General features: G+C 63.5%; 22 protein-coding genes. 7 read left to right on the forward strand and 15 right to left on the reverse strand.

The features are described 5' to 3' along the window. The first annotated feature begins 158 nt into the window (after positions 1 to 158). From CXY73_RS10110 to CXY73_RS10125, 4 genes are all read left to right on the forward strand, one after another. Positions 159 to 824 (forward strand): FtsX-like permease family protein, encoded by a 666-nt coding sequence (locus CXY73_RS10110; RefSeq protein ID WP_158254098.1) that lies wholly within the window; start codon positions 159 to 161, stop codon positions 822 to 824. Between the two features lie 808 nt (positions 825 to 1,632). Then, complete coding sequence (locus CXY73_RS10115) at positions 1,633 to 2,985, forward strand: GAF domain-containing protein (RefSeq protein ID WP_233198255.1); 1,353 nt, start codon at positions 1,633 to 1,635, stop codon at positions 2,983 to 2,985. Positions 2,986 to 3,043: 58 nt separating this feature from the next. Further along, positions 3,044 to 4,567, forward strand: coding sequence for an aldehyde dehydrogenase family protein (locus CXY73_RS10120; protein WP_104177630.1), 1,524 nt, complete (start codon positions 3,044 to 3,046; stop codon positions 4,565 to 4,567). A gap of 141 nt (positions 4,568 to 4,708) precedes the next feature. Continuing rightward, positions 4,709 to 5,149 (forward strand): DUF779 domain-containing protein, encoded by a 441-nt coding sequence (locus CXY73_RS10125; RefSeq protein WP_104177631.1) that lies wholly within the window; start codon positions 4,709 to 4,711, stop codon positions 5,147 to 5,149. 72 nt (positions 5,150 to 5,221) lie between these two features. Here CXY73_RS10125 and aroB read toward each other — a convergent pair whose 3' ends face one another. The 11 genes from aroB to CXY73_RS10180 all read right to left on the reverse strand — a co-directional run bounded on the left by aroB (position 5,222) and on the right by CXY73_RS10180 (position 16,771). Next, positions 5,222 to 6,310 carry a 3-dehydroquinate synthase gene (aroB, locus tag CXY73_RS10130; RefSeq protein WP_104177632.1) on the reverse strand — a complete coding sequence of 363 codons (1,089 nt, stop codon included), beginning with the start codon at positions 6,308 to 6,310 and terminating at the stop codon, positions 5,222 to 5,224. A 19-nt stretch (positions 6,311 to 6,329) separates the two neighbouring features. Beyond that, the gene (locus CXY73_RS10135; RefSeq protein WP_233198256.1) at positions 6,330 to 6,851 is read right to left on the reverse strand and encodes a shikimate kinase; all 522 of its coding nucleotides are present in this window, start codon (positions 6,849 to 6,851) and stop codon (positions 6,330 to 6,332) included. Between the two features lie 13 nt (positions 6,852 to 6,864). Further along, positions 6,865 to 8,073, reverse strand: a complete 1,209-nt coding sequence (aroC, locus tag CXY73_RS10140; protein WP_104177633.1) for a chorismate synthase — start codon at positions 8,071 to 8,073, stop codon at positions 6,865 to 6,867. 5 nt (positions 8,074 to 8,078) lie between these two features. Then, positions 8,079 to 8,972 (reverse strand): shikimate dehydrogenase, encoded by an 894-nt coding sequence (locus CXY73_RS10145; RefSeq protein ID WP_104177634.1) that lies wholly within the window; start codon positions 8,970 to 8,972, stop codon positions 8,079 to 8,081. After that, the gene (mltG, locus tag CXY73_RS10150) at positions 8,965 to 10,356 is read right to left on the reverse strand and encodes an endolytic transglycosylase MltG (RefSeq protein ID WP_146071721.1); all 1,392 of its coding nucleotides are present in this window, start codon (positions 10,354 to 10,356) and stop codon (positions 8,965 to 8,967) included. Before mltG ends, CXY73_RS10145 begins: the two co-directional genes overlap by 8 nt. 2 nt (positions 10,357 to 10,358) lie before the next feature. After that, on the reverse strand, positions 10,359 to 10,829 hold the full coding sequence (ruvX, locus tag CXY73_RS10155; RefSeq protein ID WP_104177681.1) for a Holliday junction resolvase RuvX: 471 nt from the start codon (positions 10,827 to 10,829) through the stop codon (positions 10,359 to 10,361). Positions 10,830 to 10,930: 101 nt separating this feature from the next. Next, complete coding sequence (gene alaS, locus CXY73_RS10160; protein ID WP_104177636.1) at positions 10,931 to 13,585, reverse strand: alanine--tRNA ligase; 2,655 nt, start codon at positions 13,583 to 13,585, stop codon at positions 10,931 to 10,933. A 71-nt stretch (positions 13,586 to 13,656) separates the two neighbouring features. Next, entirely contained in the window at positions 13,657 to 13,902 is a 246-nt protein-coding gene (locus CXY73_RS10165; RefSeq protein WP_104135052.1) for a hypothetical protein, read from the reverse strand. A gap of 133 nt (positions 13,903 to 14,035) precedes the next feature. Continuing rightward, a complete protein-coding gene (locus CXY73_RS10170; protein WP_104135051.1) occupies positions 14,036 to 14,407 on the reverse strand; it encodes a DUF948 domain-containing protein in 372 nt (123 codons plus the stop codon). A gap of 119 nt (positions 14,408 to 14,526) precedes the next feature. Beyond that, positions 14,527 to 15,156, reverse strand: a complete 630-nt coding sequence (gene rpsD, locus CXY73_RS10175; RefSeq protein ID WP_104135050.1) for a 30S ribosomal protein S4 — start codon at positions 15,154 to 15,156, stop codon at positions 14,527 to 14,529. Between the two features lie 274 nt (positions 15,157 to 15,430). Next, on the reverse strand, positions 15,431 to 16,771 hold the full coding sequence (locus CXY73_RS10180) for a replication-associated recombination protein A (RefSeq protein WP_104177637.1): 1,341 nt from the start codon (positions 16,769 to 16,771) through the stop codon (positions 15,431 to 15,433). A gap of 106 nt (positions 16,772 to 16,877) precedes the next feature. On the opposite strand from CXY73_RS10180, the gene CXY73_RS10185 reads away from it, so the two are divergent. From CXY73_RS10185 to CXY73_RS10195, 3 genes are all read left to right on the forward strand, one after another. Next, positions 16,878 to 17,672 (forward strand): peptidylprolyl isomerase, encoded by a 795-nt coding sequence (locus CXY73_RS10185; RefSeq protein ID WP_104135048.1) that lies wholly within the window; start codon positions 16,878 to 16,880, stop codon positions 17,670 to 17,672. A 109-nt stretch (positions 17,673 to 17,781) separates the two neighbouring features. After that, on the forward strand, positions 17,782 to 19,014 hold the full coding sequence (locus CXY73_RS10190; RefSeq protein WP_104177638.1) for a DUF349 domain-containing protein: 1,233 nt from the start codon (positions 17,782 to 17,784) through the stop codon (positions 19,012 to 19,014). Positions 19,015 to 19,128: 114 nt separating this feature from the next. After that, complete coding sequence (locus CXY73_RS10195) at positions 19,129 to 19,692, forward strand: hypothetical protein (protein WP_104177639.1); 564 nt, start codon at positions 19,129 to 19,131, stop codon at positions 19,690 to 19,692. Positions 19,693 to 19,726: 34 nt separating this feature from the next. Here CXY73_RS10195 and CXY73_RS10200 read toward each other — a convergent pair whose 3' ends face one another. The 4 genes from CXY73_RS10200 to yajC form a co-directional block, all read right to left on the reverse strand. Continuing rightward, positions 19,727 to 21,982, reverse strand: a complete 2,256-nt coding sequence (locus CXY73_RS10200) for a bifunctional (p)ppGpp synthetase/guanosine-3',5'-bis(diphosphate) 3'-pyrophosphohydrolase (protein WP_104177640.1) — start codon at positions 21,980 to 21,982, stop codon at positions 19,727 to 19,729. A 169-nt stretch (positions 21,983 to 22,151) separates the two neighbouring features. Further along, positions 22,152 to 23,165 (reverse strand): protein translocase subunit SecF, encoded by a 1,014-nt coding sequence (gene secF / locus CXY73_RS10205; RefSeq protein WP_104135044.1) that lies wholly within the window; start codon positions 23,163 to 23,165, stop codon positions 22,152 to 22,154. Continuing rightward, positions 23,165 to 24,892: a protein translocase subunit SecD gene (secD, locus tag CXY73_RS10210; RefSeq protein WP_104177641.1), complete on the reverse strand. Its 1,728-nt coding sequence runs from the start codon at positions 24,890 to 24,892 to the stop codon at positions 23,165 to 23,167. The genes secF and secD overlap by 1 nt, the downstream gene beginning before the upstream one ends. Positions 24,893 to 24,987: 95 nt before the next feature. Continuing rightward, positions 24,988 to 25,377, reverse strand: coding sequence for a preprotein translocase subunit YajC (gene yajC, locus CXY73_RS10215; protein WP_104135042.1), 390 nt, complete (start codon positions 25,375 to 25,377; stop codon positions 24,988 to 24,990). Positions 25,378 to 25,468: the final 91 nt, after the last annotated feature.

The raw sequence follows: 25,468 nt of genomic DNA on the forward strand, positions 1-25,468 counted from the left end.
CGCCGATCGAGTTTGAAATAATGGACCAACCGGCCTCACTCGCGGCCTAAATGAAGTGTCAACTAAACCTTCAGCAGTCCCAGCTTGGCTTGCCGGCAGCCCCGGCGGTCCAGAACCGCACTGCATGGGCTTCGAACGCCGCACTCGACCAGCTCGGAATGCCCGACGCCACTGGCGGCGTCGTCACGGGTGCCGGGGCGGAATTCGCCATTGCGGGCCGCATTCCAGTTCCCGACTACTTGCGCTTCCTCGAACCTCTGATCGTCGCCCCCCAGCAAATCGACTCTGACGACCCTCATACCGTCAGCATCCTCGTCGTGATCGCGGAACGCCCCGACCTTGTCTCCCCAGTCTCCCAAGTGGTCCTGTCGGTGCTGGCCGTCGACGATCCGACTAAAGTTACGCTGACGACCAGCGAGGGCCTCGCCACCCTTCGCGCCCTCATCGAAGGCCAGCTTGGCAGCTTCGGCCGTAACCTCGTAATCGTTATATTCGCCCTCACCGCCTTGCTCGTAGCGGCGATCCTCTACGGTTTCGTGATGCTTCGCCGCAAGGATTTCGGACGCCGCCGCGCACTTGGCGCATCCCAAGGCCTGATCATTGGGCTGTTATTGACCCAGATGGCCTTCCTGAGTGGGATCGGTGCGGTCATCGGGTGCGCCGCGACTGCGATCAGCCTCGTCATTATTGGCGACCCACTCCCTGGAATCGCGTTCTTCGTCGCCGTCAGCGTGCTCGCGATCGCCGTCGGCGTCATCGCCGCACTGTTACCCGCTAGCGTTGCCGCACGACGAGACCCCCTCGCCGAGCTAAGAGTTCCGTGAAGCCCTGGTTTCAGCGGCTTGCAGGGCACTAACGACGTTGATCCCTCCTACGGTGAGAGAGTCAGGCGTTGAGCGCAGAGCATACACGTCAGCAGGGTGCGCAATCCGCAGCACCCGATACACATGGCTGGTAGACCCCATCGACCACGCGCAGAAAAGCGATTTCAACTTGGTACAGGACCAATCCCGTTCCTCCGCTCGGCGGCCGAAGAAGGCCCGCTCCCGGTGAGTCTGAGCAAGGGAAGTCTGCTGTCCGCCGACCTCCCATGGGCAACCGCCGCACCATCAGCCGAACCAGGGGCGCTGGAAATGGTCGTCGCCGCTTGCCCAGCCCGACATGAAGCCCGATCAAGCGAGCGTCTAGCACGACAACCTATCCAAACCAATTGAGCCGACGAGCCCCCTCGTTAGGCGAGCGACCAGCCGGTTGTGCAGGCGTGTGCTGACATTTGTGCAATCGTGAACGGAAAATGACACGCTCGCTACGCGACGTGGGGTGAAACAGAACGGTGGCATGCCACGATCGGTTCGCTGGAGTGTGGCCGCAGCGACAGCTGAACTGTGCGCATTGAATCGACACGAAACCGACTGAAAGCCGAAGATCTCAAGGTGGGGGTCAGGTCGAGCATGACTCCACGATTTCGATCGTGGATTTTCTCGACAAGGCGAACGCGGATGGCCTGTGTGGGAACGTTCACTGCTCAGCGCTCCGACGAGCGCGGGCGGCTACCCTAGACTGACATCGACGCTGGCCTCGGCCGCGTCACCCGATCACTGCTAATGGAGGCAGACGCTCATGGGATACGGCTTGAAGAGTTCGTCGTCGGTCCCGACCGGCGACGCGCGGGAGAGCATTGTCGCCCTGGAGCGGGCCCACGAATCCGCCATCACCGATCGGGTCTTTCAATCCGGGGTGCGCCAGCTCGTGCAGGACTCCTGGCAGCGTTCCCTGTCGCTGCGCCTCGACCCGTCGAGTGTGGCTCCCGAGCGGGCGCTGACCGACGGCGAATTGCGCGACCTGCGCAATCAGCATCCGCTCGCCGCGGTCTTGCCGGTCGTGCATAACCTGCTCATCCGCCACGCGACCGATGCCGAGCTGATCGTTGCTATCGGTGACGAATCGGGTCGACTGCTCTGGATCGACGGCGATCGGGTGCTTCGCCGCCGGGTTGAGGAGATGCTCTTCGTCGAGGGCGCCGACTGGTCGGAAAGCCGGGTCGGCACGAGCGCACCGGGAACGGCGCTCGCCCTCGACCGCGGAATCCAGATCTGGCGAGCCGAGCACTTCAACACTCTTGCGCACCCGTGGAGCTGCACGGCCGTGCCGATCCACGACCCGGACACCGGCAAGATCCTCGGGGTCATCGATATCACCGGCGGCGACCAGGCTGTCGCGCCACAAACTCTGCCGCTGGTCGAGGCTGCCGTCGCCGCGATGGAAGCGGAGCTGCGCATCCAACGACTCGACCGGCCGGCCGATTCACCGCTTGCCCAGCGGTCGCGGGCATCGATGTCGGTGAGTGTGCCGCGACTGGTGCCGGCCGGTCTGAGCGTGCTCGGTACCGATCACGGCCAGCTGCACTGCGCCAGCAGCACAGTGGATGCCTCGCCACGCCACACCGAAATTCTCACGCTCCTGGCCTGGCACCGCGAAGGACTATCCGCCGATCGCCTGGCCAGCTTTCTATCGGACCAAGACACGGCGGTGGAGACGCTGCGCGCCGAAATGGTGCGGGTACGCAAAGTGCTCGCGCTCCTCGACTCCCCCATCATGATCACTTCCCGCCCGTATCGGCTGGAATCCAAACTCGAGCTAGATGCCCAACGCGTGCTTGCCTTTCTGGAACGCGGCGCCCACCGCGTCGCCCTCGGCGCCTACCGCGGGGCTGTACTGCCGGGATCGTCAGCCCCCGGCATCGTCGAAATTCGCCAGGAAGTGAGCAGTCGGCTGCGCGAAGCGCTGCTCGCCGATGCATCAGTCGATTTGCTGCTCAGCTACGCGCGCACCGAAGAAGCCACCTGGGACACCGAGGTGTGGCGTGCCTGCCAAGAGCTGCTCCCGGCCCGTTCACCCAAACGCGCAATGGTCGTGGCGCATCTGGCACGCATTGAAGACGAAATCGGTGGGCATTGCAACATTCTGCAACGTTCCCGCTCTTAGAGTCGAAGCAGGTCGCAGCTTTGCGAATCCGACACCGTCGTCGATATACAGGAGTGACATGACCGTCTATGCAGTACCCGGAACACCCGGCTCCAAAGTTACCTTCAAGTCGCGGTACGAGAACTGGATCGGCGGCGAATGGGTCGCCCCGGTCAAGGGCCAGTACTTCGAAAACATCACCCCGGTCACCGGCAAGCCGTTCGCCGAGGTGGCTCGCGGAACCGCCAAGGACATCGAGTTGGCTCTCGACGCCGCGCACAAGGTGGCACCGGCCTGGGGCAAGACCAGCCCCGCCGAACGCGCTGCCGTGCTCAACAAAATCGCCGACATCATCGACGCCAACACCGAAATGCTCGCCGTCGCCGAAACTTGGGATAACGGCAAGGCTATTCGCGAGACGCTCAACGCCGACATCCCTCTCGCCGCCGACCACTTTCGCTACTTCGCCTCTGCGATCCGCGCCCAGGACGGCGACCACGCCCAGCTCGACGGCGACACCGTCTCATACCAGTTTCACGAACCGCTCGGCGTCGTCGGCCAGATCATCCCCTGGAACTTTCCCATTCTGATGGCTGTCTGGAAGCTCGCCCCGGCCCTCGCCGCTGGCAACGCGATCGTGCTCAAGCCCGCCGAGCAGACCCCGGTTTCGATTCTCGTGCTGTTGGAACTCATCGGCGACATCCTTCCACCTGGCGTCGTCAACGTGGTCAACGGTTTCGGCCTGGAGGCCGGCAAGCCGCTCGCCTCGAGCAACCGCATCCGCAAGATCGCCTTCACCGGTGAGACCACGACCGGCCGCCTCATTTTGCAGTACGCCTCGGCCAACATCATCCCCTCAACCGTCGAACTCGGCGGTAAAAGCCCGAACATCTTTTTCAGCGACGTCGCCCAAGAGAAGGATGCCTTCTACGACAAAGCCCAAGAAGGCTTCGTGCTGTTCGCCCTCAACCAGGGCGAGATCTGCACGGCCCCGAGCCGTGCGCTGCTGCAGAAGTCGATCTATGACAGCTTCCTCGGCGACGCCGTCACCCGCGCCGGGAAGATCATCCAGGGCAACCCGCTGGACACTGATACCCAGATGGGTGCACAGGCCAGCAATGACCAGCTTGAGAAGATCCTCGCGTACATTGACATCGGTACCAAGGAGGGTGCCAAGCTAGCCCTCGGCGGCGAACGCGTCGATCTCGGCGGCGACCTCACCGACGGCTATTACGTACAGCCGACCATCTTCGAGGGCCACAACAAGATGCGGCTGTTCCAGGAGGAGATCTTTGGACCGGTGCTCGCCGTGACGAGTTTCACCGACTACGACGACGCCATCTCGATCGCCAACGACACCATCTACGGCCTGGGCGCCGGGGTCTGGTCGCGCAACGGCAACGTCGCCTACCGGGCCGGCCGTGACATTCAGGCCGGTCGCGTTTGGGTTAATAACTATCACTCCTATCCGGCCGGAGCAGCTTTCGGAGGCTACAAGAGCTCCGGAATCGGCCGCGAAAACAACAAGCTCGCCCTCGGTCACTATCAGCAGACCAAAAACCTGCTCGTGTCATACTCCGAGAACAAGCTCGGCTTCTTCTAAACCGAACCGCTAGACCAATGGATGCTCACCCGTTCGATGGGAGTTCACTGAAGGTCTGGCCTGGGGGCTGTCGACGACGTAACGTCGGAGACAGCCCCCTTCTTCAGCAGAAAGGTCCGTCCTCAGCAGAAAGGTCCGTCAATGTCGACTCCCACAATAACCGCATCGGTCACGATCGCCGGTGAAACCATCCCTCGCGTCGAGCTCAGACCCGTTGCTGTTGACCTTCTCCGCAGCCTGTGGGAGGAGTACGGCCCGCTCATGTTTCACCAGTCCGGCGGCTGCTGTGATGGCAGTTCGCCGATGCTGTTCATGGCCGGCGAATTCATCACCTCCGACCAAGACGTGCGGCTCGGCCAGTTCGATCTCGCGCCGACCGGCGGGCCAGCCCAGCCGCTCGACTTTTGGATGTCGATCGAACAGTTCAACTACTGGAGCCACACCTTTCTCACCGTCGCCGTGGTGCCCGGCCGCGGCAGCGGCTTCAGCGCCGAGGCCCCGCGCGGCGTGCGCTTTCTCATCCGTTCCGAGCTCATGACCACGATCACCCCGTTCGCCGGTCCCGCAGCTATCCCCGCGTAGCGTCCCGTCCACCGCCGCCGAGCAGTGAGTGGCAAAGCCATAGCTTCCGCGCCGTGGGAAAAGGTGATGCTGCTACTGCCCGATGGCCTGGTACGCGCTAAACAGCAACGAGGCATCCGGGCCTTCGAGGATGGTGGCCTTGCCCACATCGTCGAGTACCACGAAGCGCAGCATGCCGCTACGGGTCTTCTTGTCGCGCTGCATGGTAGCGAGCAGGGTGGGCCACCGACCCACCGGGTAGCTGGTCGGCAGGGTCAGCGATTCGAGGATGCTGCGGTGCCGGTCGACGGCCTCGACCGAGAGCCGGCCGCTCAGGGCGGCCAGTTCCGCCGCGAACATCATGCCAACGGCGACGGCAGCGCCGTGGCGCCAGCCATAGCGTTCGGCGTGTTCGACCGCGTGGCCGAGGGTGTGACCGTAGTTGAGGATCTCGCGCAGGCCGGCTTCCTTGAAGTCCTCCCCCACGATGCGCGCTTTCATGGCGATCGACAGTTCGATCAGACGACGGAATTCGGGGGTGGTCGGGTCGGTGGCGCGCTCGACATCCGCTTCGATGATGTCGAGAATCTCGGGAACCTGAATAAAGCCGGCCTTGACGATTTCGGCGAAGCCGGCGAGGATTTCGTTTTTCGGCAGGGCATCGAGCAGGTCGAGGTCGCACAATACTGCGGCGGGCGCGTAGAAGGTGCCGACGAGATTCTTGCCCTCGGCGGTATTGATACCGTTCTTACCGCCAATGGCCGCATCGACCATGCCGAGCACGCTCGTGGGAATCTGCACGAGCTTCACGCCGCGCAGCCAGGTCGCGGCCACGAAACCGGCGAGGTCGGTGACGGCACCGCCACCGAGCCCGATCACGGCGTCGGTGCGGCTGAAGTCGGACTGACCCATGACCCCCCAGCAGAACGCGGCGACCTCGACCCGTTTAGCTGCTTCCGCGTCGGGAATCTCGGCTAGCAGAACCTCGGCGTAGGTTTCGAGCAGGCTGTCACGCAGGGCGACAGCGCGGGCGCCGACGGTCGAGGTGTGCACGATGAGCACCTTGTTGACACCGGTTCCAAGCTGCTCGGCGACGGTATTGACCAGGCCACGCCCTACGCTGACCGGATAACTGTCGACCCCAGTCACGGTGATCACGGTAGTACTGGTCTGTTCGATCATCTGTGTTGTCCCTGACTTCTCAATCATCATTTCTTTCTTGTACCCAGTTCACGATCTCGTCGGCAATGCCGGTGATCGGTCGGTTGGAGGTGTCCAGGCGAATCGTCGCGAGGGCCTCATAGGTGGGGCGGCGCAGGTTGTAGATGCGCTCCCAGTCGTTGATACCGCCGACCAGGAGCGGCCGTTTACTGCCGCCGAGGCGGGCCTGCACGGCCGCGGTGGTCACGCTGAGGTAAACCACCGTCGCAGATTCGAGGTCGCCCTGCGTCTCGGCGTGCAGCACGGCGCCCCCGCCGAGGGAGATGACGGCCGGCTCGCCGAGGGCCCAATCCACGGCTTCGCGTTCGACGATGCGAAAGTACTCTTCGCCCTCGCGCGCGAAGATCTCCGGAATTGGGCCGTAGCTTTCGACGATGCGCTTGTCAGTGTCGATGAACGGCAAATTCAGGTCGCGCGCCACTCGACGACCGATCTTGGTCTTGCCGGCTGCCATCGGACCAATGAACACGATCGGCAGCAAGGCGTTCCGCAGGGTCAGCATCGCATCGGCCTGTCTACAGCGACGCGTCGCTCGACGCGCCCGTGCGCAGGTTCGCCGGAATGTTGGCGAGGTACGACTCCAGGTTGCGACGGGTCTCCTCGATCGAGTCTCCGCCGAACTTCTCCAGCACCGAGTTCGCAAGCACGAGTGCCACCATGGCCTCGGCCACGACGCCGGCTGCTGGAACCGCGCAGACGTCGGAGCGTTGGTGGTGCGCCGGTGCCGGCTCACTCGTGGCGACATCGACGGTGCGCAACGCCCGCGGAATGGTCGCAATCGGCTTCATGCCGGCGCGCACGCGCAGCACGGTTCCGGTACTCATGCCGCCCTCGGTACCGCCGGCCTTGTCGCTGACTCGCTGAATGGCGCCATCCGCTTGAACGAGTTCGTCGTGCGCCTCTGAGCCGCGGCGGCGCGTGGTCTCGAAGCCGTCACCGACCTCGACCCCTTTGATCGCCTGGATTCCCATGAGCGCGGCGGCCAGCTGCGAATCCAGTCGGCGATCCCAGTGCACGAAGGAGCCGAGCCCGGGGGGAAGGTTGTAGGCAAGCACCTCAACGACGCCGCCGAGGGTGTCGCCGTCCTGGTGGGCAGCATCCACTTCAGCCACCATCAGAGCGGATGTCGCGGCGTCGAAACAGCGCAGCAGATCGGCATCGAGCGTGTCGACGTCCCCAGGCTCAGGAATCGGCGCGCCGTCGGGCACGCGTACCGGCCCGATGGCGATGGTGTGACTGACCAGGTGAATTCCGAGTTCGTTCAGGAACGAGCGGGCGACGGCGCCGAGCGCCACGCGGGCGGCGGTCTCGCGGGCGCTCGCGCGCTCCAGCACGGGGCGCGCCTCGTCAAAACCGTACTTCTGCATGCCGGCGAGGTCGGCGTGCCCGGGGCGGGGGCGGGTCAATGGTGCCCCACGGCCACGGCTCAGGGTGGCCGGGTCAACCGGCGCCGCACTCATCACATCGACCCATTTGGGCCATTCCGAGTTGCCGATACGCAGTGCGACCGGGCCGCCGAGGGTGAAGCCGTGCCGTACGCCGCCTGAGAGAGTGAGCTCGTCCTCTTCAAATTTCATGCGCACACCCCGGCCGTAGCCGAGTTTGCGGCGCGCGAGATCGAGGCGGATCGAATCAAGGGTGACCGGGATTCCTGCGGGCAAACCCTCGACAATAGCGATGAGTTCGGGGCCGTGGGATTCTCCGGCGGTGAGCCAACGAAGCATGATTCCTATCTTTCCACAGCATCGTGCTGGCCAGCGTCACCCGGGGTAGCGTCGCGGGTTAGGGCACTGCGCATGGCGGCGAGCACGTCCGGCTCGCTGGGGAGTGGTTCGAAGGGGTCTGCGGTCACGAAGACCCGTACCTGGATGAGCGCCTGATGCAGCAGCATGCCCAGACCGTTCAATACGGTTCCGCCGGCCGATTCCCATGAGATGGCCACCGCGCTCGGCCACGGCGAGTAGGCAACGTCGAACAGCGTCGTGCGCTCGCGCAGCTCGAGCGGCAGCGTGGTCGGCAGCACCGTCCCACCGGGCAGCGTGCTGATCACAAGGTCGCTGCCGGTGCCGGCGGACCCGCTGAAATCACCGAGGTCGACGACGACTCCGAGCGACCGGCCGAGTTCAACGAGCGACTGCGCCTTCGTGAGGTCGCGCACGAGCACGCTGACGAACTCAGCTCCAAGTTCCGCGGCGGCCATCAGAGCAGATGCCGCTGTCGCGCCGGCTCCGAGCAGAGTCACGTGCTTAGCCCGGGAGACGCCGCCTTCGGCCAACGCTCGCACCAGACCAGCGACATCCGTGTTGTAGCCCGTGAGAGTGCCTCGCCCAGCAACCTGACGTAGTAGCACTGTGTTGACCGACCCGGTCAGCTGTGCGACCCGGTCGCAGTCGTCAATGAAGGGCAACACCTCGTGTTTGAGCGGCATGGTGAGCGAAAGCCCACGCCAGTCCGGCCCGACGGAGCTCAGAAACATGGCGAGCAATCCGGCCTTCACCTCGACGGCGTCGTAGGACCAGTCGAGGCCCAGCTGCCGGTAGGCGGCCCGGTGCAGCAGCGGCGAACGGGAATGTTTGATTGGTGAGCCGAGCACCGCGAGCCGATTTGACGTGGCATTATCCATATTCGGGGTGCTCCCTCATCCAGTTCTGCCAAACGATAACGGCAGCATCGTGTTCCCCAACCGTGGTGGAGAAAGCCGTCTCGCCGGAGTCGAGGTTGATCGTCACGAAGAACAGCCAGGATCCGTCTACCGGGTGCAGGGCTGCGTCGATCGCGAGGTCCCCGGGATTCGAGATCGGGCCGACGACCATACCGGGGTGCGCATAGGTGTTGTAGAGGTTGCCGGCGTCGGCACGTTCAGCGTCGGTCGTAGTGACCAGGTGGGTTTTGCCCGTGCCATAGGCGACAGTCGCGTCCGACTGCAGCAGCCCGCTGTCCCACTGGGCCGGGTCGAGTCGGTTTAGAAATACCCGGGACACCTTGTAATAGTCATCACGCAGGCCGGCCTCCCGCTGGATCAGCGAGGCGAACACGATCGTCGACCAGCGGTCCGCGACGGCCACACCGGCCGCATCGAGGGCCTCATACTGCCGGTTAACCATGGTCTGCAAAGCAATCTCGGCGGTGTCCTCCGGCGAGAAGGTGTACGTCGCGGGAAAGAGAAAACCCTCAAGAGTGGTCGCTTCGGTGGGCAGGCCAAACTGGGCCACGTTGGCGGCCGCGGCCTGCAGGTTCGCCAGGGGAATGTCTGTTCCCTCGGAGATCGCCGCCAGCACGTCGACGGCCGCGGTCCCCTCAGGCACGATAACGGTCTGGTTCAGTCGAGTGTTTTCATTTAACAGGGCGTCCAGCGCGGTGCTCGCGACCATCTTCGTTTTGAGTTGGTACGCACCGGGCTGGAACACCGGCTCTGGGGCCGTCTGCAACAGGAGGGAGTAGAACGCATCAAAGCTCTTGACCACGCCCTCTTCGACGAGGGTTGCGGCGATCTCCGAACCGCCGTTGCCGTTATGAATCATGACGATCACGCTTTCGCCGGTCGCCGCTTCCTCCGCGGTGAAGTCGGCCGGGCCTTGCGTGGCAGCAATGATCTGGGAGATCGGTCCCTGCAGAAACAGCGCAACTCCAGCCACGAGAGCGGCGAGAACGACGAAGACGATCAGGCAGCCCCAAGCTCCCTTGCGGCTCCTCTTTTCCCGCCGCGGTTCGTCCGCGAGCAGTGAGCGCCGGTTCGTGCGTCCCCGACCGGAGCCACCGATCTCGCTCGCCGTCAGGAACGTGGCGGCATCATCGCTTGGTTCTGCCAACTCGGCTGCTCGTCTCGGCAGCAACGGCGGTTGAACAGATGCCGTTCCCCCGGACGGTGCCGCCGGCTCGGCTCGAGATTGCTCGACGCCAGTTCGATCTGTCGCCCCCGGTTCCGTCGCGCTCGTCTCCGCCGCAGCGGCCTGCTCCGCGCGTAATTGGCGACGGCTCGGCAGGGGCTCTTCCGGAGTACTCGGCACGATTACGGCCTCTCGGTCGGTTCGACGGGTGACCCTGGCAGCCGCCCGGAGGAACGCTCACTATTGAGCGCATGTTGCAAAATGATAGTCGCGGCCACCTGATCGATCACTGGCCGCTGCGTTTTCGCGGCACGACCGGATGCCCGCAGCGCGGATTGCGCCGACACCGTCGAGAGACGTTCGTCGACGAGCCGCACCGGAACGGCCAGAGTTGCGGCCAGGCGCGCGGCGAAACCGACCGCGTCGTCCGTGGAGGCGGTGGCGTTGCCTGACAATGCCAAGGGCAGGCCGACGATGACCTCGACGGCGTCAAGCTCGAGGGCCACCGCGAGAATGCGGGCCAGATCGGTCACTCCGGTCTGGTCGCGGACGACGGTTTCCACCGGGGTCGCGAGCATGCCGTGGTTGTCGCTGCGGGCTAGACCGATGCGTACCTTGCCCACATCCACGCCGAGGCGTACTCCTGAGCGCATCTTGCCGGGGACCGCATCCGGCACGACACCGCCGGACAGCTCCGCCGAACGACAAGGTTCGGCGGAGCCAGAGCGTGAGGGAGCTCGGTCAGACCTCATCGTTAGCGACTGACCGCCGCGACAACCGCCTGGAGAGCGGCCGGTAGGGCGTCGCCGTTGGGGCCACCGCCCTGGGCCAGATCGTCCTTGCCGCCGCCGCCGCCGCCGAGAATTCCGGCGACGGTCTTGGCGAGAGCCCCGGCCCTGTGGCCGGCATCCCGAGCAGCCTGGTTGGTGGCAACGATGACGACGGGCTTATCGGCGGCAACGGCCGACAAGGCTACGACGACCGCGTCCGTGCCGAGACGTTCCCGGGTCGCGAGGGCAAGCATGCGCAGGTCGTCCGGGGAACCGAGCACGCCGAGGTCTTCGGCCACGATCGTCACAGCACCGACCCGGCGAGTCGCTGCCAGCAGGGCAGGAACCCGGTCGGTCAGGGCGTGGGCTTCGAAGGCCGCAATCTTCTTCTCGGCCGTCTTGAGGCTCGTCACCAGATCGCTGATGCGTTCGGGCAGCTGGTCACGCGGAGTCTTGAGGCTCGAGGTCAGCTGCGAGACCAGCATGCGCTCGGTGGCAAGGTCGCGGAACGCTTCGAGACCAACGAGCGATTCGATGCGACGGTTGGTCGATCCGACAGACGCCTCGCTGATCAGGTTGATCATGCCGATTTCAGCACTGCTGCCCACATGGGTGCCGGCGCACAGTTCGCGCGACCACGGGCCGCCGATGTCGACGACGCGCACGACGTCACCGTACTTCTCTCCGAACAAGGCCATGGCACCGAGCGCCTTGGCTTCGGCAATGGGCAGTTCACGCGTGGTGACCGGCAGATTATCCCGAATGGCGTTGTTGGAGATTTCTTCGATTTCGGTACGGGTCGCCGGTGACAGTGCCTGGTTCCACGAGAAGTCGAGGCGAAAGAAGCCGGCTTTGTTGTACGAGCCGGATTGGTGGGCGTTCGGGCCGAGCACCTGACGCAGGGCTGCGTGCAGCACATGAGTGCCAGAATGTGCCTGGCGGGCGCCACGTCGCCAGCTTTCGTCGACCACGCTCGTCGCACTGTCCCCCACACCGACCTCGCCGGACTGCACGAGCACCTTGTGACTGATCAGGCCCTTGACCGGCTTCTGCACATCGAGCACCTTGAGCTCGTAGCCGGGACCGACGATGCGGCCGGCATCCGCGACCTGCCCGCCCGCTTCCGCCCAGAGCGCTGTCTCGGCGAGGATGACTTCGGCTGTTTTTCCGGCGACGGCGGTCGTGACGGACTCACCGTCGACGATCAGGCCGAGCACGCTTGACTCGTTCTGCAGATCGTCATACCCGGTGAACACGGTCTCTCCGATGGCGCGGAAGGCGCTATAGACACCAAGGTCGGCGAGGGTCGTCTTCTTCGACTTCGCATCGGCCTTGGCCATGGTGCGCTGCTTGGTCATGAGTACGTCGAACGCATCACGGTTGACACTGAGGCCAGCTTCTTCGGCGATTTCCAGGGTGATCTCGATCGGAAAACCGTAGGTGTCGTGCAAGAGAAAAGCGGTCGGTCCGGCGAGTTCGGTCTTGTTGGCCTTCTTGGTCTTAGCTACGGCGAGGTCGAGCACTGCGCTACCACTGGCGAGGGTGCGCAGAAAGGTTTCTTCCTCGGCAAACGCGGCCTGGCTGATTCGACCGAAATCACTCTTGACCTCGGGGTAGGCGGCACTCATTGCATCACGCGACGCTGGCAGCAGTTCGGGCATACTCACGGTGTCGACGCCGAGCAGGCGCATCGCACGCACGCTGCGCCGCAGCAGGCGGCGGAGAATGTAGCCGCGGCCTTCATTGGATGGCATGACGCCGTCGCTCATGAGCATGAGCGAGGAACGCACGTGGTCGGCGACGATGCGCATGCGTACGTCGTCGTCGTGGTCGGCGCCGTAACGTCGTCCGGAGAGCGCGGCGGCGCGGTCGAGTACCGGGCGTACCTGGTCGATCTCGTACATATTCTCGACACCCTGCTTCAGGAAGGCGACGCGCTCGAGGCCCATGCCCGTGTCGATGTTCTTCTTCGGCAGGTCGCCGAGAATCTGAAAGTCGCCCTTGCCGTTGCCTTCGCCGCGCAGGTACTGCATGAAGACGAGGTTCCAGATTTCAACGTAGCGATCGTCGTCGGTAGCCGGGCCACCGTCGACGCCAAAGGCGGGGCCGCGGTCGAAGAAGATTTCCGAGCAGGGGCCGGCCGGGCCGGGCTGACCGGTGGACCAGTAGTTGGAGTCCATGCCGAGGCGTTGGATGCGGTTGTCCGGCACGCCGAGCGCACGCCAGTAGCGGTGCGCCTCATCATCGTCGAGGTAGATGGTTACCCAGAGGTCGCTCTCGCGAAAGCCGTAGCCGCCCTGGTTCTCCGGGGTGGTCAGCAGTTCCCAGGCGAAGCCGATGGCCTCTTCCTTGAAGTAATCGCCGAAGCTGAAGTTGCCGTTCATCTGAAAGAACGTGCCGTGGCGCGGGGTCTTGCCCACTTCTTCGATGTCGTTGGTACGAATGCATTTCTGCACGCTGGTGGCGCGCGGATACGGCGCCGGAACCAGCCCAGTCAGGTACGGCACGAACGGCACCATGCCCGCCACGGTGAAGAGAAGGGTGGGGTCGTCACTCACCAAGGAAGCGGACGGCACAACGGTGTGTCCACGATCGGCGAAGAAGTCGAGCCAGCGCCCGCGAATGTCAGCAGTCTGCATGGTGTCCGTAGTTTTTCTAGTGCATGAGTGAGGTGGTGCGGTAAAACCTGGTGTTTCAACTGAGCGGATGCTCAGGGCGCGCTGGGTGTCGGTGCGTCGCCAACGGCCGCGTCCTTAACAACCTCAGCGACATCACCGAGTGCGGCGTGCAGCTCGGCCTCGCGCTGCCGGTACCCCTCGGAGATGGCCTCGCCGAACTCCCGGGCCTTGGTGTCGAGTTCGGTGAAGAACTGCTTGCCCTGCTGAGTCTTGTTGACCTCGTGGGCAACGACGAAGCCAGCGGCCACACCGATGACCAACCAGATGACATTCTTCATGGCACTTCTCCCTGAATCTGCGCGGCCTGTGCTTTCAGTCAATAGAACCGAATTGAATGGAGCCAGGCACCGCTAGCCGTAGCTATCGATAAGACGGGCGTGAGAATATCAACGCCGTATCCAGAGTAGCCGGTCAACCCCGATTTCGCCCGGACCCCGGCCGTCCGACGCGAAAGGCCGCCCGAACCCCGGCCGAGAAGCCCGCGAGCTTGATTAGCGGACCGCCGACGGTGGCGGCGAACAGAGCGACGAGCGCTGAGACGTTACCGGTGACATCCGCTACGTTGCTGGTGATGGTGTCGACGCGGGCCAACTGCTGGTTAGTGGAGCGGATGGTCTCGGTCGTCTCGGCCAGCATCGGGGTGATTCCCGCGCTGACGTCATGGATGGCCGCGGTGGTTTCGTCAAACACCCGGCCCAGCTTGACCAGTGGAACGGCGATGACCGCCACCAGAATCGCAAATACGCCGGCGGCCACCAGCCCTGCAATATCTCCACCCGTCACTGTGACTCCACTCAGATCAATGGGCCCCTGGGGAGCCCGGGTATACAAAAAGGGCGGATCATCCAGAGACGATCCGCCCTTCAGCGTACCGGTCAAAGACCGGTTAACGAGCTAGCGAGCTAGCGAGCTGCGTAGTACTCCACGACGAGCTGGACTTCACAGGTCACGGGGATCTCGATGCGCTTCGGGGTGCGCACGAGGCGGGCCTGAAGCTTGTCGAGCTCAACCTCGAGGTACGGCGGGAGCTTGGGAAGCAGGTCGACGTGTCCGCCGGCTGCTGCAACCTGGAAGGGCTCCATGCCTTCGCTGCGAGCCTTGACGTGCATGAGTTGGCCGGGCTTCACGCGGAAGGAGGGCCGGTCGACGAGCTCTCCGTCGACGAGGATGTGCCGGTGCACGATCATCTGGCGAGCCTGAGCGGTGGTGCGGGCGATAGCCGAACGAACGAGGAGAGCGTCGAGACGGGTCTCGAGGATCTCAACGAGGTTCTCACCGGTCAGTCCCTGACGACGACGAGCCTGCTCGAAGGCAATCTTGAGCTGGGCTTCGCGGATGCCGTACTGGGCGCGTAAGCGCTGCTTTTCGCGGAGGCGCACGGCATAGTCCGAATCGGTCTTGCGCTTGGTGCGGCCGTGCTCACCGGGTGCATAGGGGCGCTTCTCGAGGAAGCGGGCTGCCTTCGGCGTAAGGGCAATGCCCAGTGCGCGCGAGAGGCGGGTTTTACTGCGGGTACGTGACTTGGTAGACACGGTTTCCTTTCAATCGGACTCAATAACAGGGATACCAGGGCGAGTGCGAACGTGATCGACACAGGTCATGGGAGATCAGAGGATTGGGTGCCACGGGACGTTCGGCTACAGAACGATTCCCCTCCAAACTGGAAACGGACGCAGCCGCATGCCGAAACCAGTTGTAGGCAGAATAAAGGGTAGCACACGGCCGTCTTGAGCGGATGCGGTAAGTCCGGTTGGTGAGACCGCCATCGGCGGTCACGGACGATCTCCTTAGTGCTGGTCACGCACTCTACTCATTGCGTACTATTCGGCGGATTTTCAGGAGGCGGGCCGAGATGTCGCGCTCGTGGCCGTGCTCGGTCGGCTCGTAGTAGCGCGTGGATTTGAGTTCGGTCGGCGGGTATTGCTGGGTCACTACGCCGAGGGCGTCGTCGTGCGGGTACCGGTAACCCTTGCCGTGGCCGAGGCGCTTGGCGCCTGGGTAGTGCGCGTCGCGCATACCCTTGGGCACGCGGCCCATCTTGCCGGCACGCACGTCAGCGATCGCCGCGTCGAGCGCCACGTAGGCAGCGTTCGATTTGGGGGCGGTCGCGAGGTGAACGACGGCCTGGGCCAGCGGTATGCGACCCTCCGGCATACCGATCAGTTGCACGGCATCGGCGGCGGCGACGGCGATGAGGAGAGATTGCGGGTCGGCCATGCCGATGTCTTCGGATGCAAGGACGATGATGCGGCGGCAAATATAGCGCGGGTCTTCGCCAGCCTCGATCATGCGTGCGAGATAGTGCAGGGCGGCGTCGACGTCACTGCCGCGCACCGATTTAATGAACGCGCTGATCACGTCATAGTGCTCGTCACCGTTGCGGTCGTAGCGCAGCAGCGCACGGTCAACGGCGAGCGAGACGATGTCGGTCGTGATCACTGGCTTGCCGGGCGCACCAGCTTCGAGCGTTGACTCCGCAGAAACGGATGCCGCCTCCAGCGCGGTCAGCGCCCGCCTCGCATCTCCGGAGGCGAGGCGGATGATGGCGCCGCGGGCCTCTGGCTCCAGTTCGAACCGGTCAGCGAGGCCGCGCGCATCGGTGACGGCGCGGTCCACAACAATGCCGAGGTCGTCGTCGCTGAGCACCTCGAGGGTGAGCAGAAGGGATCGAGACAGGAGCGGGGAAATGATCGAGAATGAGGGGTTCTCGGTGGTTGCGGCGACCAGGATAACGACGCCGTTCTCGACCCCGGGAAGCAAAGTATCTTGTTGAGCCTTGGAGAAGCGGTGGATCTCGTCGAGAAACAGCACCGTCGACAGTCCATACAGGTCCCGGTTGGTTCGGGCGTCCTCCATCACCTGGCGCACATCGCGCACGCCGGCCGTCACAGCCGAGAGTTCAACGAAACGACGTCCGGAACTGTGTGCGATCGCCTGTGCGAGCGTGGTCTTGCCGGTGCCGGGCGGTCCCCAGAGAATGACCGACACGCTTCCGCGCTCCCCCGTCTTGTCACTGGCCAGACTGACCAGGGGCGATCCAAGGGTGAGCAGATGACGCTGACCTGCTACCTCATCCAAGGTTTTCGGGCGCATTCGTACAGCGAGGGGGGTTGCGCCGCTGCGCAGACCCGGTTGAGCATCCGACATTCCTCCAGCGTAGTTTGTGCGTAGAGTTCTACGAGGTCGGGAGCGTTGGCGCCCGATTGCGTTTGTCCGGTCGTCGCCAACCCCGACGGCCCTGGAGGGGTTCCAAGTGGCTTCGAATTACAAGCTTGAGCGTGCGGCACGTGAAGAGCGCGGACGTGTTCGTTCCTACCAGGCTCGACGGGCGGTGCACGCGCGCCAGACGAAGCGGCGCGTGCGAGACAACCTGATCGCCGGTGGGGGCCTGCTCGTCGTGCTCACGCTGATCGTGGTGGCGCAAGTCTTCTACTTCAACGGCGGACCAGGTACTCCAGGAGCGACCACTGCGGCAACCGACATCCCGACCACGACGCCGACAGCTGCCGACGGTGCCAATTCGGGTCAGGTGCCCGCCAGCACGCTGGCCGAAGGTCGCACCTGGACCGGCACCATGACCCTCAACGACATTCCGGTCGGAATCGAGCTCGACGGTGCTTTGGCGCCGCAGGCGGTTTCATCGACTATCAACCTCGTTCAGACCGGGTTTTACAACGGCCTCATCTGCCACCGCCTGACGGTGGAGGGCATTTTCGTGCTGCAGTGCGGCGATCCGGTGGGCGATGGCACCGGCGGCCCCGATTACAGCTACGGACCGGTGGAGAATGCACCGACCGACGACGTGTATCCGGCTGGAACTCTCGCCATGGCACGTTCCGGCGATGACGGTTTCTCCAACGGCAGCCAGTTCTTCATCGTCTATGAAGACAGCACCATCCCCGCCGACAGCGCGGGCGGCTACACGGTGCTCGGGCGCGTCACGAGTGGCCTCGACCGGATCAAGGCCGAGATCACGGAGGCTGGAATTACGGCAGGTGGCGCCTCGCCCGTCGTACCGACCACTATTACCGGCATAACAGTTCAGTAGGATCGATCGATCCCCCTGCGCTATTGCAATAGGCTTGTCAGCGTATGTCCTGGCTCCGCATTTTTTCTTCCCGCGGCGCCCACACAACAACTCAGCAAAGGTGAGACTCTTGACTACGACAGATCAGCAACCATGGGGTCGCGTAGACGAAACCGGCACGGTTTACGTGCGCGAGGCGGATGGCGAACGCGCCGTCGGCCAGTACCCGGATGCTACTCCGGAAGAGGCACTGGCCTACTTCGAACGCAAGTACGTTGAACTCAACGGGCAGGTAACTCTGCTCGAGCAGCGCGCCAAGGGTGGCGCTCCGGCCGCAGACGTCGCCAAATCGGTGGCCAATCTCACCGTCGCCGTTGCCAACGCCAACGCCGTCGGCAACCTGGCCGCGCTGGCCGAACGCCTCGGCGCCCTCGGCGGAGCCGTCAGCGAACTCACCGCGCTGCAGAGCATCGAGACCAAAGCAGCATCCGCTGCCGCCGTCGCAGAACGAGCCGAGATCGTGATAGAGGCCGAGCACCTCGCCGCCGAAGATCCGGCCAAGACGCAGTGGAAGCAGACCAGCGCTGCCCTCGATGCTCTCTTCGCGAGGTGGCAGGCACACCAGCACGATGCCCCGCGTATTCCCAAGGGCGAGGCCAACGACCTGTGGAAGCGCTTTCGTGCGGCCCGCACGACGATTGAGCAGAACCGTAAGGCGTTCTTCGCCGAGCTCGACAGCGCGCACAAGGACGTTCGTACCAAGAAGCAGCACCTGATCGAGCAGGCTGAGGCGCTCGCACCGCAGGGTGCCGACGGGGTGTCGGCCTATCGCAACCTGCTCGACGATTGGAAGCAGGCCGGCCGCAGCGGCAAGAAGCAGGACGATGCGATGTGGGCAAAGTTCAAGGCTGCCGGCGACGTGCTTTACTCCGTCAAGAGCGAGGTTGAAGCTCAGGACAACGAGGAATTCTCCGCGAACCTGATGCTCAAGCTGGAGCTGCTGACCGAGGCCGAGACCCTGCTGACGGCCACTGACCGCAACGTTGCCCGCGACACGCTCACGGTTATCCAGCGCAAGTGGGACGTTATCGGCAAAGTTCCGCGCGACCAAGTCAAGCCCATCGAGGATCGTCTGCGCAAGGTCGAAGCCGTCGTGCGCATGCTCGACGACGACCACTGGAAGCGCAACAACCCAGAGACCAAGGCTCGAACCGAGGGCTTCGCCGGCCAGCTGAACGACGCGATCGCCAAGCTTGAAGACAAACTGGCCACCGCTCAGAAGAGCCAGAACGCTCCCGCCATCAAGGACGCCACCGAAGCGCTCGAGGCTCGCAAAGCCTGGCTCAAGGCAATGGGTCAGTAGGTAGTACCGCAGCACGACCCGGCAGAAATTATCCCCACCTGCACAGGCGGGCGTTTTCTCCACAGATCCAGGCTCCTTGGGGGGCCTGGATCTGGTTTGGGGCAGTATGGCGCCATGATGAATCAAGGGGAACGAACGCTCACAGTCAACGACCTGCCCCTGGCCGAACTGTGCGGCGCCCGGCTCGACGGGCAGGTTTTTCAACTCGCCGACTCCTGGTGTGTGATCGATGAAATAGACGGATGCTCCAACCGGGCCGTCTCCGCCAGCCGGTTGGTCCCACCCCGCGCCATCGCGGAGCGCCTCACCACCGCGTGGATCTACGGCGTAGCACCTGAGCCCCTGCGCCACCAGTTCTGCGTGCTCATCGGCGCCCGCACGACCGCCGTCTGGTCACCACGAGTGCAGCTGCGCGAAATCGTGCGCTCTCCCGAGGATGTGCATAGCATTGCGGGCGTACGGGTGACCACTCCGCTGCGCACCGCCGTCGACCTGGCGCGCTACTGGTCACCGACCGCGGGGCCCGAAATCATCGCGCTTCTGACCCGACTACTGCACTGCGGCGGGTATCCGGATGTCGACGCGGCCGTGCGCCTCTGCCAACGCGGCAGTCCAGCCTTCAGCGTCATCGCCGTGGCCAGGTTCGCCGCGGTCAACGAAGCGTTGCGAGCCCTGTAACGGCCGACCGAAGCACCGAGTCAGCAGTGGGCGTCTAGCCGTCGTTGACCCGATAGACGTCGTAGACAGCATCGATACGCCGCACGGCATTGAGGACGCGATCGAGGTGGGTGGTGTCACCCATCTCGAACACGAACCGGCTGAGCGCGAGGCGGTCACTCGACGTGTTAACTGTGGCGGAAAGAATGTTCACGTGATGCTCAGACAGAACCCGGGTGACATCGGAGAGCAATCCGGATCGGTCGAGTGCCTCAATCTGAATGTGCACCAGAAACAGGCTCTTCGACGTTGGCGCCCAGTCGACCTCGATCATGCGCTCGGGTTCCTTGAGCAGCGACTGCACGTTGTGGCACGCCGCCTGGTGCACCGAGACACCGGCACCACGGGTGACGAATCCGACGATTTTGTCGCCGGGAACCGGCGTACAACAGCGGGCAAGCTTGACCAGAATGTCCGGGGCACCGCGCACGAGCACACCAGAATCAGCGTTCCGGGTGGTCTGCGGCCGGCCGCGGGCAGCAACCGGAAAGTCGTTGCTGTCGTTGTCTTCGATGCTCTGCACCGAGGACACAACCTTTTCGAGTACGGACTGGGTCGAGACGTGGCCTTCACCGACCGCAGCATACAAAGCCGACACGTCGTCATACTTGAGTTGAGCCGCGACCTCCGCGAAAGAGTCTTGGTTCATCAGCTTCTGTAGCGGCAAGTTCTGCTTGCGCATGGCCCTGGCTATGGCGTCGCGGCCCTGCTCGATAGCTTCGTCGCGGCGCTCCTTGGTGAACCACTGCCGAATCTTATTGCGCGCTCGGGGACTCTTGACGAAATTGAGCCAGTCCTTGCTGGGCCCGGAGTCGGGGTTCTTCGAGGTGAATACCTCGACAACGTCTCCGGTGATGAGTTCGCTCTCCAGGGGAACCAGACGGCCATTGACTTTAGCGCCCATGGTGCGGTGGCCGACCTCGGTGTGCACGGCGTAAGCGAAGTCAACCGGGGTCGCGCCCGAGGGCAGCCCGATAACGCGGCCCTTCGGCGTGAAGACATAAACCTCTTTGGCACCGATTTCGTAGCGTAGTGAGTCGAGGAACTCGCCGGGATCGGCAGTTTCGGCCTGCCAGTCCGATATGTGGGCCAGCCAGGCCATGTCGGTGTCGCTCTGCGGGCCGGGGCCCCCGGCGCTCTTGCCGTTGACCTGTTCCTTGTATTTCCAGTGCGCGGCGACACCGAATTCGGCGCGCTGGTGCATTTCGGTGGTCCGAATCTGAATCTCGACCGCACGACCGCTCGGGCCGAGCACTGTCGTGTGCAACGACTGGTACAGGTTGAACTTCGGGGTGGCGATGTAGTCCTTGAACCGGCCGGGCAGTGGGGTCCAACGGGCGTGAATGGATCCCAGCACGGCGTAGCAATCCCGTACCGAATTCACGAGAATGCGGATGCCGACAAGGTCGTAGATTTCGTCGAATTCGCGGCCGCGCACGACCATCTTTTGGTAGATCGAGTAGTACTGTTTGGGGCGCCCGGCAACCTTGCCGCGAATTCGAGCGGACTTGAGGTCATCATTGATGATGTCGATGATCTGCTGCACGAACTCTTCGCGCTGCGGGGTGCGCTGTTTGACCAGACTTTCGATTTCAGCGTAGAGCTTGGGGTACAACACGGCGAACGAGAGGTCTTCAAGTTCCCACTTGATGGCCTGAATACCCAGGCGGTGTGCCAGCGGTGCATAGATCTCAAGGGTTTCGGTGGCCTTGCGCACGGCAGATTCGTTCGGTACGAAGCCCCAAGTGCGCGCATTGTGCAACCGGTCGGCGAGTTTGATGATGAGTACGCGGATGTCCTTGGACATGGCAACGATCATCTTGCGCACGGTCTCGGCCTGAGTCGAGTCGCCGTACTTCACCTTGTCGAGCTTGGTGACGCCGTCGACCAACATCGCAATTTCATCACCGAAATCGGCGCGCAGGGCATCGAGGGTGTAGTCGGTGTCCTCCACCGTGTCGTGCAGCAACGCCGCAGCAATCGTCTTGGTGCCAATGCCGAGGTCGGCCAAAATCTGGGCCACCGCCACTGGGTGAGTGATGTACGGCTCGCCGCTGCGGCGCATCTGCCCGTCATGGGCACGTTCGGCGGCCGTGTAGGCACGCTCAATGATCGACAGGTCGACCTTGGGGTGGTTCAGCCGCACCGTTTTGACCAGACGGTCGACGGCCCCGGCGGGCTGAGCGCGGGAGAAAATGCGCGGGACCAGACGGCGCAGCGAGGCTGGCGATGGCGTCGTCGTGTCCGTCATGGTCTCACCTCCGAGTCCCCGCGGTAGAAACCGCGCGGGTTGTGCTTGCGTTCCCTCAATTATGCCGGTTCGTGACGCCTCCCCCGTACGCTGCCAGCGATCCGTCCCGACCACATGCAGCGAAACGGCCAGTCCCAAAGGACTGGCCGTTTCGATCAAGGTGCGGAAGCTAGGCGGTAACGGACTCCACAGCGGGTGTGGAGGCCTTGGCGCGCGCGGCCAAAGCCTGCTTGTCATGCTTGCCAATCGCTGCTTCACCGACGCGCAGCTGAACGTACAGCGGTGACGCGATGAAGATCGTCGAATAGGTACCGACCAAGATGCCGATCAGCAGGGCCAGTGAAATGTCACGCAGGGTACCAGCGCCAAGCACGAATGCCCCGATGAACAAAATGGATGCCACGGGGAGGGCGGCGACGACGGAGGTGTTGATCGAGCGCACCAGCGTCTGATTCACGGCGAGGTTGACCGATTCCGCAAAGGTGCGGCTTGAGCCCGAACCGTCGAAGTTGGTGTTCTCCCGAATCTTGTCGAAGACCACTACGGTGTCGTAGAGCGAGTAGCCGAGAATGGTCAGGAACCCGATCACCGCGGCCGGCGTGATCTCGAACCCCGTGATGCCATAGAACCCGGCCGTGATTACGAGGTCGTGCAGTAGGGCAACCATGGCCGCGACCGACATCTTCCAGGTGCGGAAGTAGACCGCCATGATGATACCGGCGAGCACGAGGAACACCACCAGGGCGCGCAACGCCTGGCCGGTGATGTCCTGTCCCCAGGTGGCCCCGATAAAGGAGGTGGCGACTTCGGTGACCGGAACGTCATAGCCGGCGGCGAGGGCGTCCCGCACGCCAGTGGTCTCCCCCTCTGACAGCTGGTCGGTCTGGATCCGAACACCGTCTGAGCCGACGGTGGAAACTTTCGATACCGCTTCCGGAACGACGCTTGCGACGGCATCCGTTGCCGTGGTCTGCGACTGACTCGTCGTCTGGGAGACGACGAATTCGCTGCCACCGGTGAATTCGATGCCGAACACGAAACCGCCGCGCAGCAGGAAGGGGCCGACCAGTGCGATGAGGATCATGCCACCGGCAATGAGATACCAGAGTTTGCGGCGCCCGACAATATTGAGCGACCGTGCCCCGGTATAGAGGTCATTTCCGAACTTCGAGAAGCTGGCCATCAGGAATCCTTCCCACCTGTCGATCGATCAGTACTGGTGCCTACAAGTTCTGAAGCCTTACGTTCGGCGATCGTTTGTCGCTTGGCCGCCTCTTTGCTCGAGGAAGCCACCTTCGTCGCCGACACGGCCGACGAGGGTACGAAGCGGGCACGGCCACGGTAAACCGCGCCGAGGGCACGAGGATCAAGGCCGCTGAACTTGTGACCCTCATTAAAGAACTTCGTCTTGGCGACTAGTTGCAACATCGGGTGGGTGAACATGCTGACCACGAGCAGGTCGACGATGGTGGTGAGGCCGAGGGTCAGGGCGAAGCCGCGCACGTTACCGACGGCCAACACGAACAGTACGACGGCGGCGAGAAAGTTCACGACGTCGGAAGCAACGATGGTGCGGAAGGCACGCTTCCAGCCGGATTCGACCGACGATTCCAGACCGCGACCGTCACGCAGCTCGTCGCGTACGCGTTCGAAGTACACGATGAAAGAGTCGGCGGTGATACCGATCGCCACGATCAGGCCGGCAACTCCGGCCAGCGACAGGCGGTAGCCCTCACGCCAGGACAAGATCGTGATGAGCAGGTAGGTGATCACGGCCGCCACTCCGAGCGAAGCCACAGTGATGAGGCCGAGCAGACGGTATTGGGCGAGCGAGTACATGACGACGAGGATCAACCCGATCAGGCCGGCGATGAGTCCGTTGAGCAGCTGTGTTGATCCCAGGGTGGCCGAGATTGTGTCCTGGCTCTGCACTGTGAAGCTGATCGGAAGGGCGCCGAACTTGAGCTGGTCGGCGAGGGCCTTCGAGCTGTCCTGATCAAAGGAGCCGGAGATTTCTGGCTTGCCGTTGAGAATAGCTCCCTGCGTGTTCGAGGGCGCCGAGATGACGGCACCGTCAAGCACGATGGCGAACTGGTTCTGTGCCCCGCTGAGGCTGTTCAGCCGGGTCGTGACATCGGCGAACTTCGTGGTTCCCTCGCTGTTGAAGACAATGTTGACGACCCACTCACCGGTGGTCGCGCCCGACGATGTGGTGCGCTGGCCGTTGGTGGCGTCTGTAATGGTGGAACCATCTACCTCAACTGGACCGAGGATGTACTTGATCGAGCCATCCGTTTCGCAGGTGATGAGGGGCTCATCGGCCGGTGCGACGTTGGTGGTGTTGATCGCGGCACAGTCGAAGGCGTCGTACTCGGCCTGGAGGGCCGGGGTGACGTAGTTGAGGTCGCTCGCGTCGGTGGGCTCGACCGTTGGAGTCGTCGACAGGCTCGGGTCGACGGTCGCTTCCGGTGCGGGGGTCGCGGTCCCGTCCGCGCCGACAGTCTGACCGGACGGCTGACCGGCCACGAGCACGGCGCGAAACTCCAATTTGGCCGAGGACTTGATGCGTTCCAGGGTGGCATCATCGGGGGTACCGGGGATCGACACGACGATGTTCTGGCCGCCCTGCGTGTTGACCTCGGTTTCGGAGACTCCCGAGGAGTTGATCCGCTGGCGAATGATGCCAACGGCCTCGGTGAGCTGCTCAGAAGTGACGGTCGCGCCGCTCTCGACCTGCGGGGCAAGAATAATCTGCGTCCCACCCTCAAGGTCGAGGGCCAGTTTCGGCGTCCACGACCCGTTCTGGGTGAACACCCCGAAGGCGTTGAGGGCGATCAGGCCGACGATGAGCACGCCCAGCCAGGTCAGGGAACGCCAGGCCTTTTTGGCTGGAGACGACGACTTAGCCACCTATGAACTCAGCTTTCTGTTGGCGCCCACACCAAAATGTGTGGGCGCGCCGCGTGTTGCAGTACGTGCGTTGTTGGTGCGGACTGGGACCTAGACTAAGCGTCGCCCTTTTTCGGCTGTTCGGTGGTGTCGATGTCGCTTTCGGCAACGCGCTGGCCGAATTCCGGCTCCTTGAGCGAGTCGATGCTATCAACAGTGGAGTCGTCTTCGACATCGTCGGCGACAATCGGCTCGACCACCCGAGCGATGGTCTGACGGTGGATCTCAACGATGACGCCGGGAGCGATCTGCAGCTCGACTTTGTTGGCCTCTTCGTCGATGGCAATGATTGTGCCGTACATACCGAAGTTGGTCATGACGTCGGCACCGGGAACCATGGTCGCCTGCAGGGCTTCCTGGTCCTTCTTGCGCTTGCGGCCATTGCGGAACATGAAGAAGACGAGTACGGCCAAAACGGCCAGCATGACGAGAGTCAAAGAATCCATGGAGCGGTGAAACCTTCCGATTGCGGCGCGGGTGGCCGAAGCTTGTGGGTGAAGAGCCGACAGCAGGCCTAGAGAGAATATGCCTCTAGAC

This window comes from Cryobacterium sp. Y50, assembly GCF_002929805.1.
Lineage (GTDB): Bacteria > Actinomycetota > Actinomycetes > Actinomycetales > Microbacteriaceae > Cryobacterium.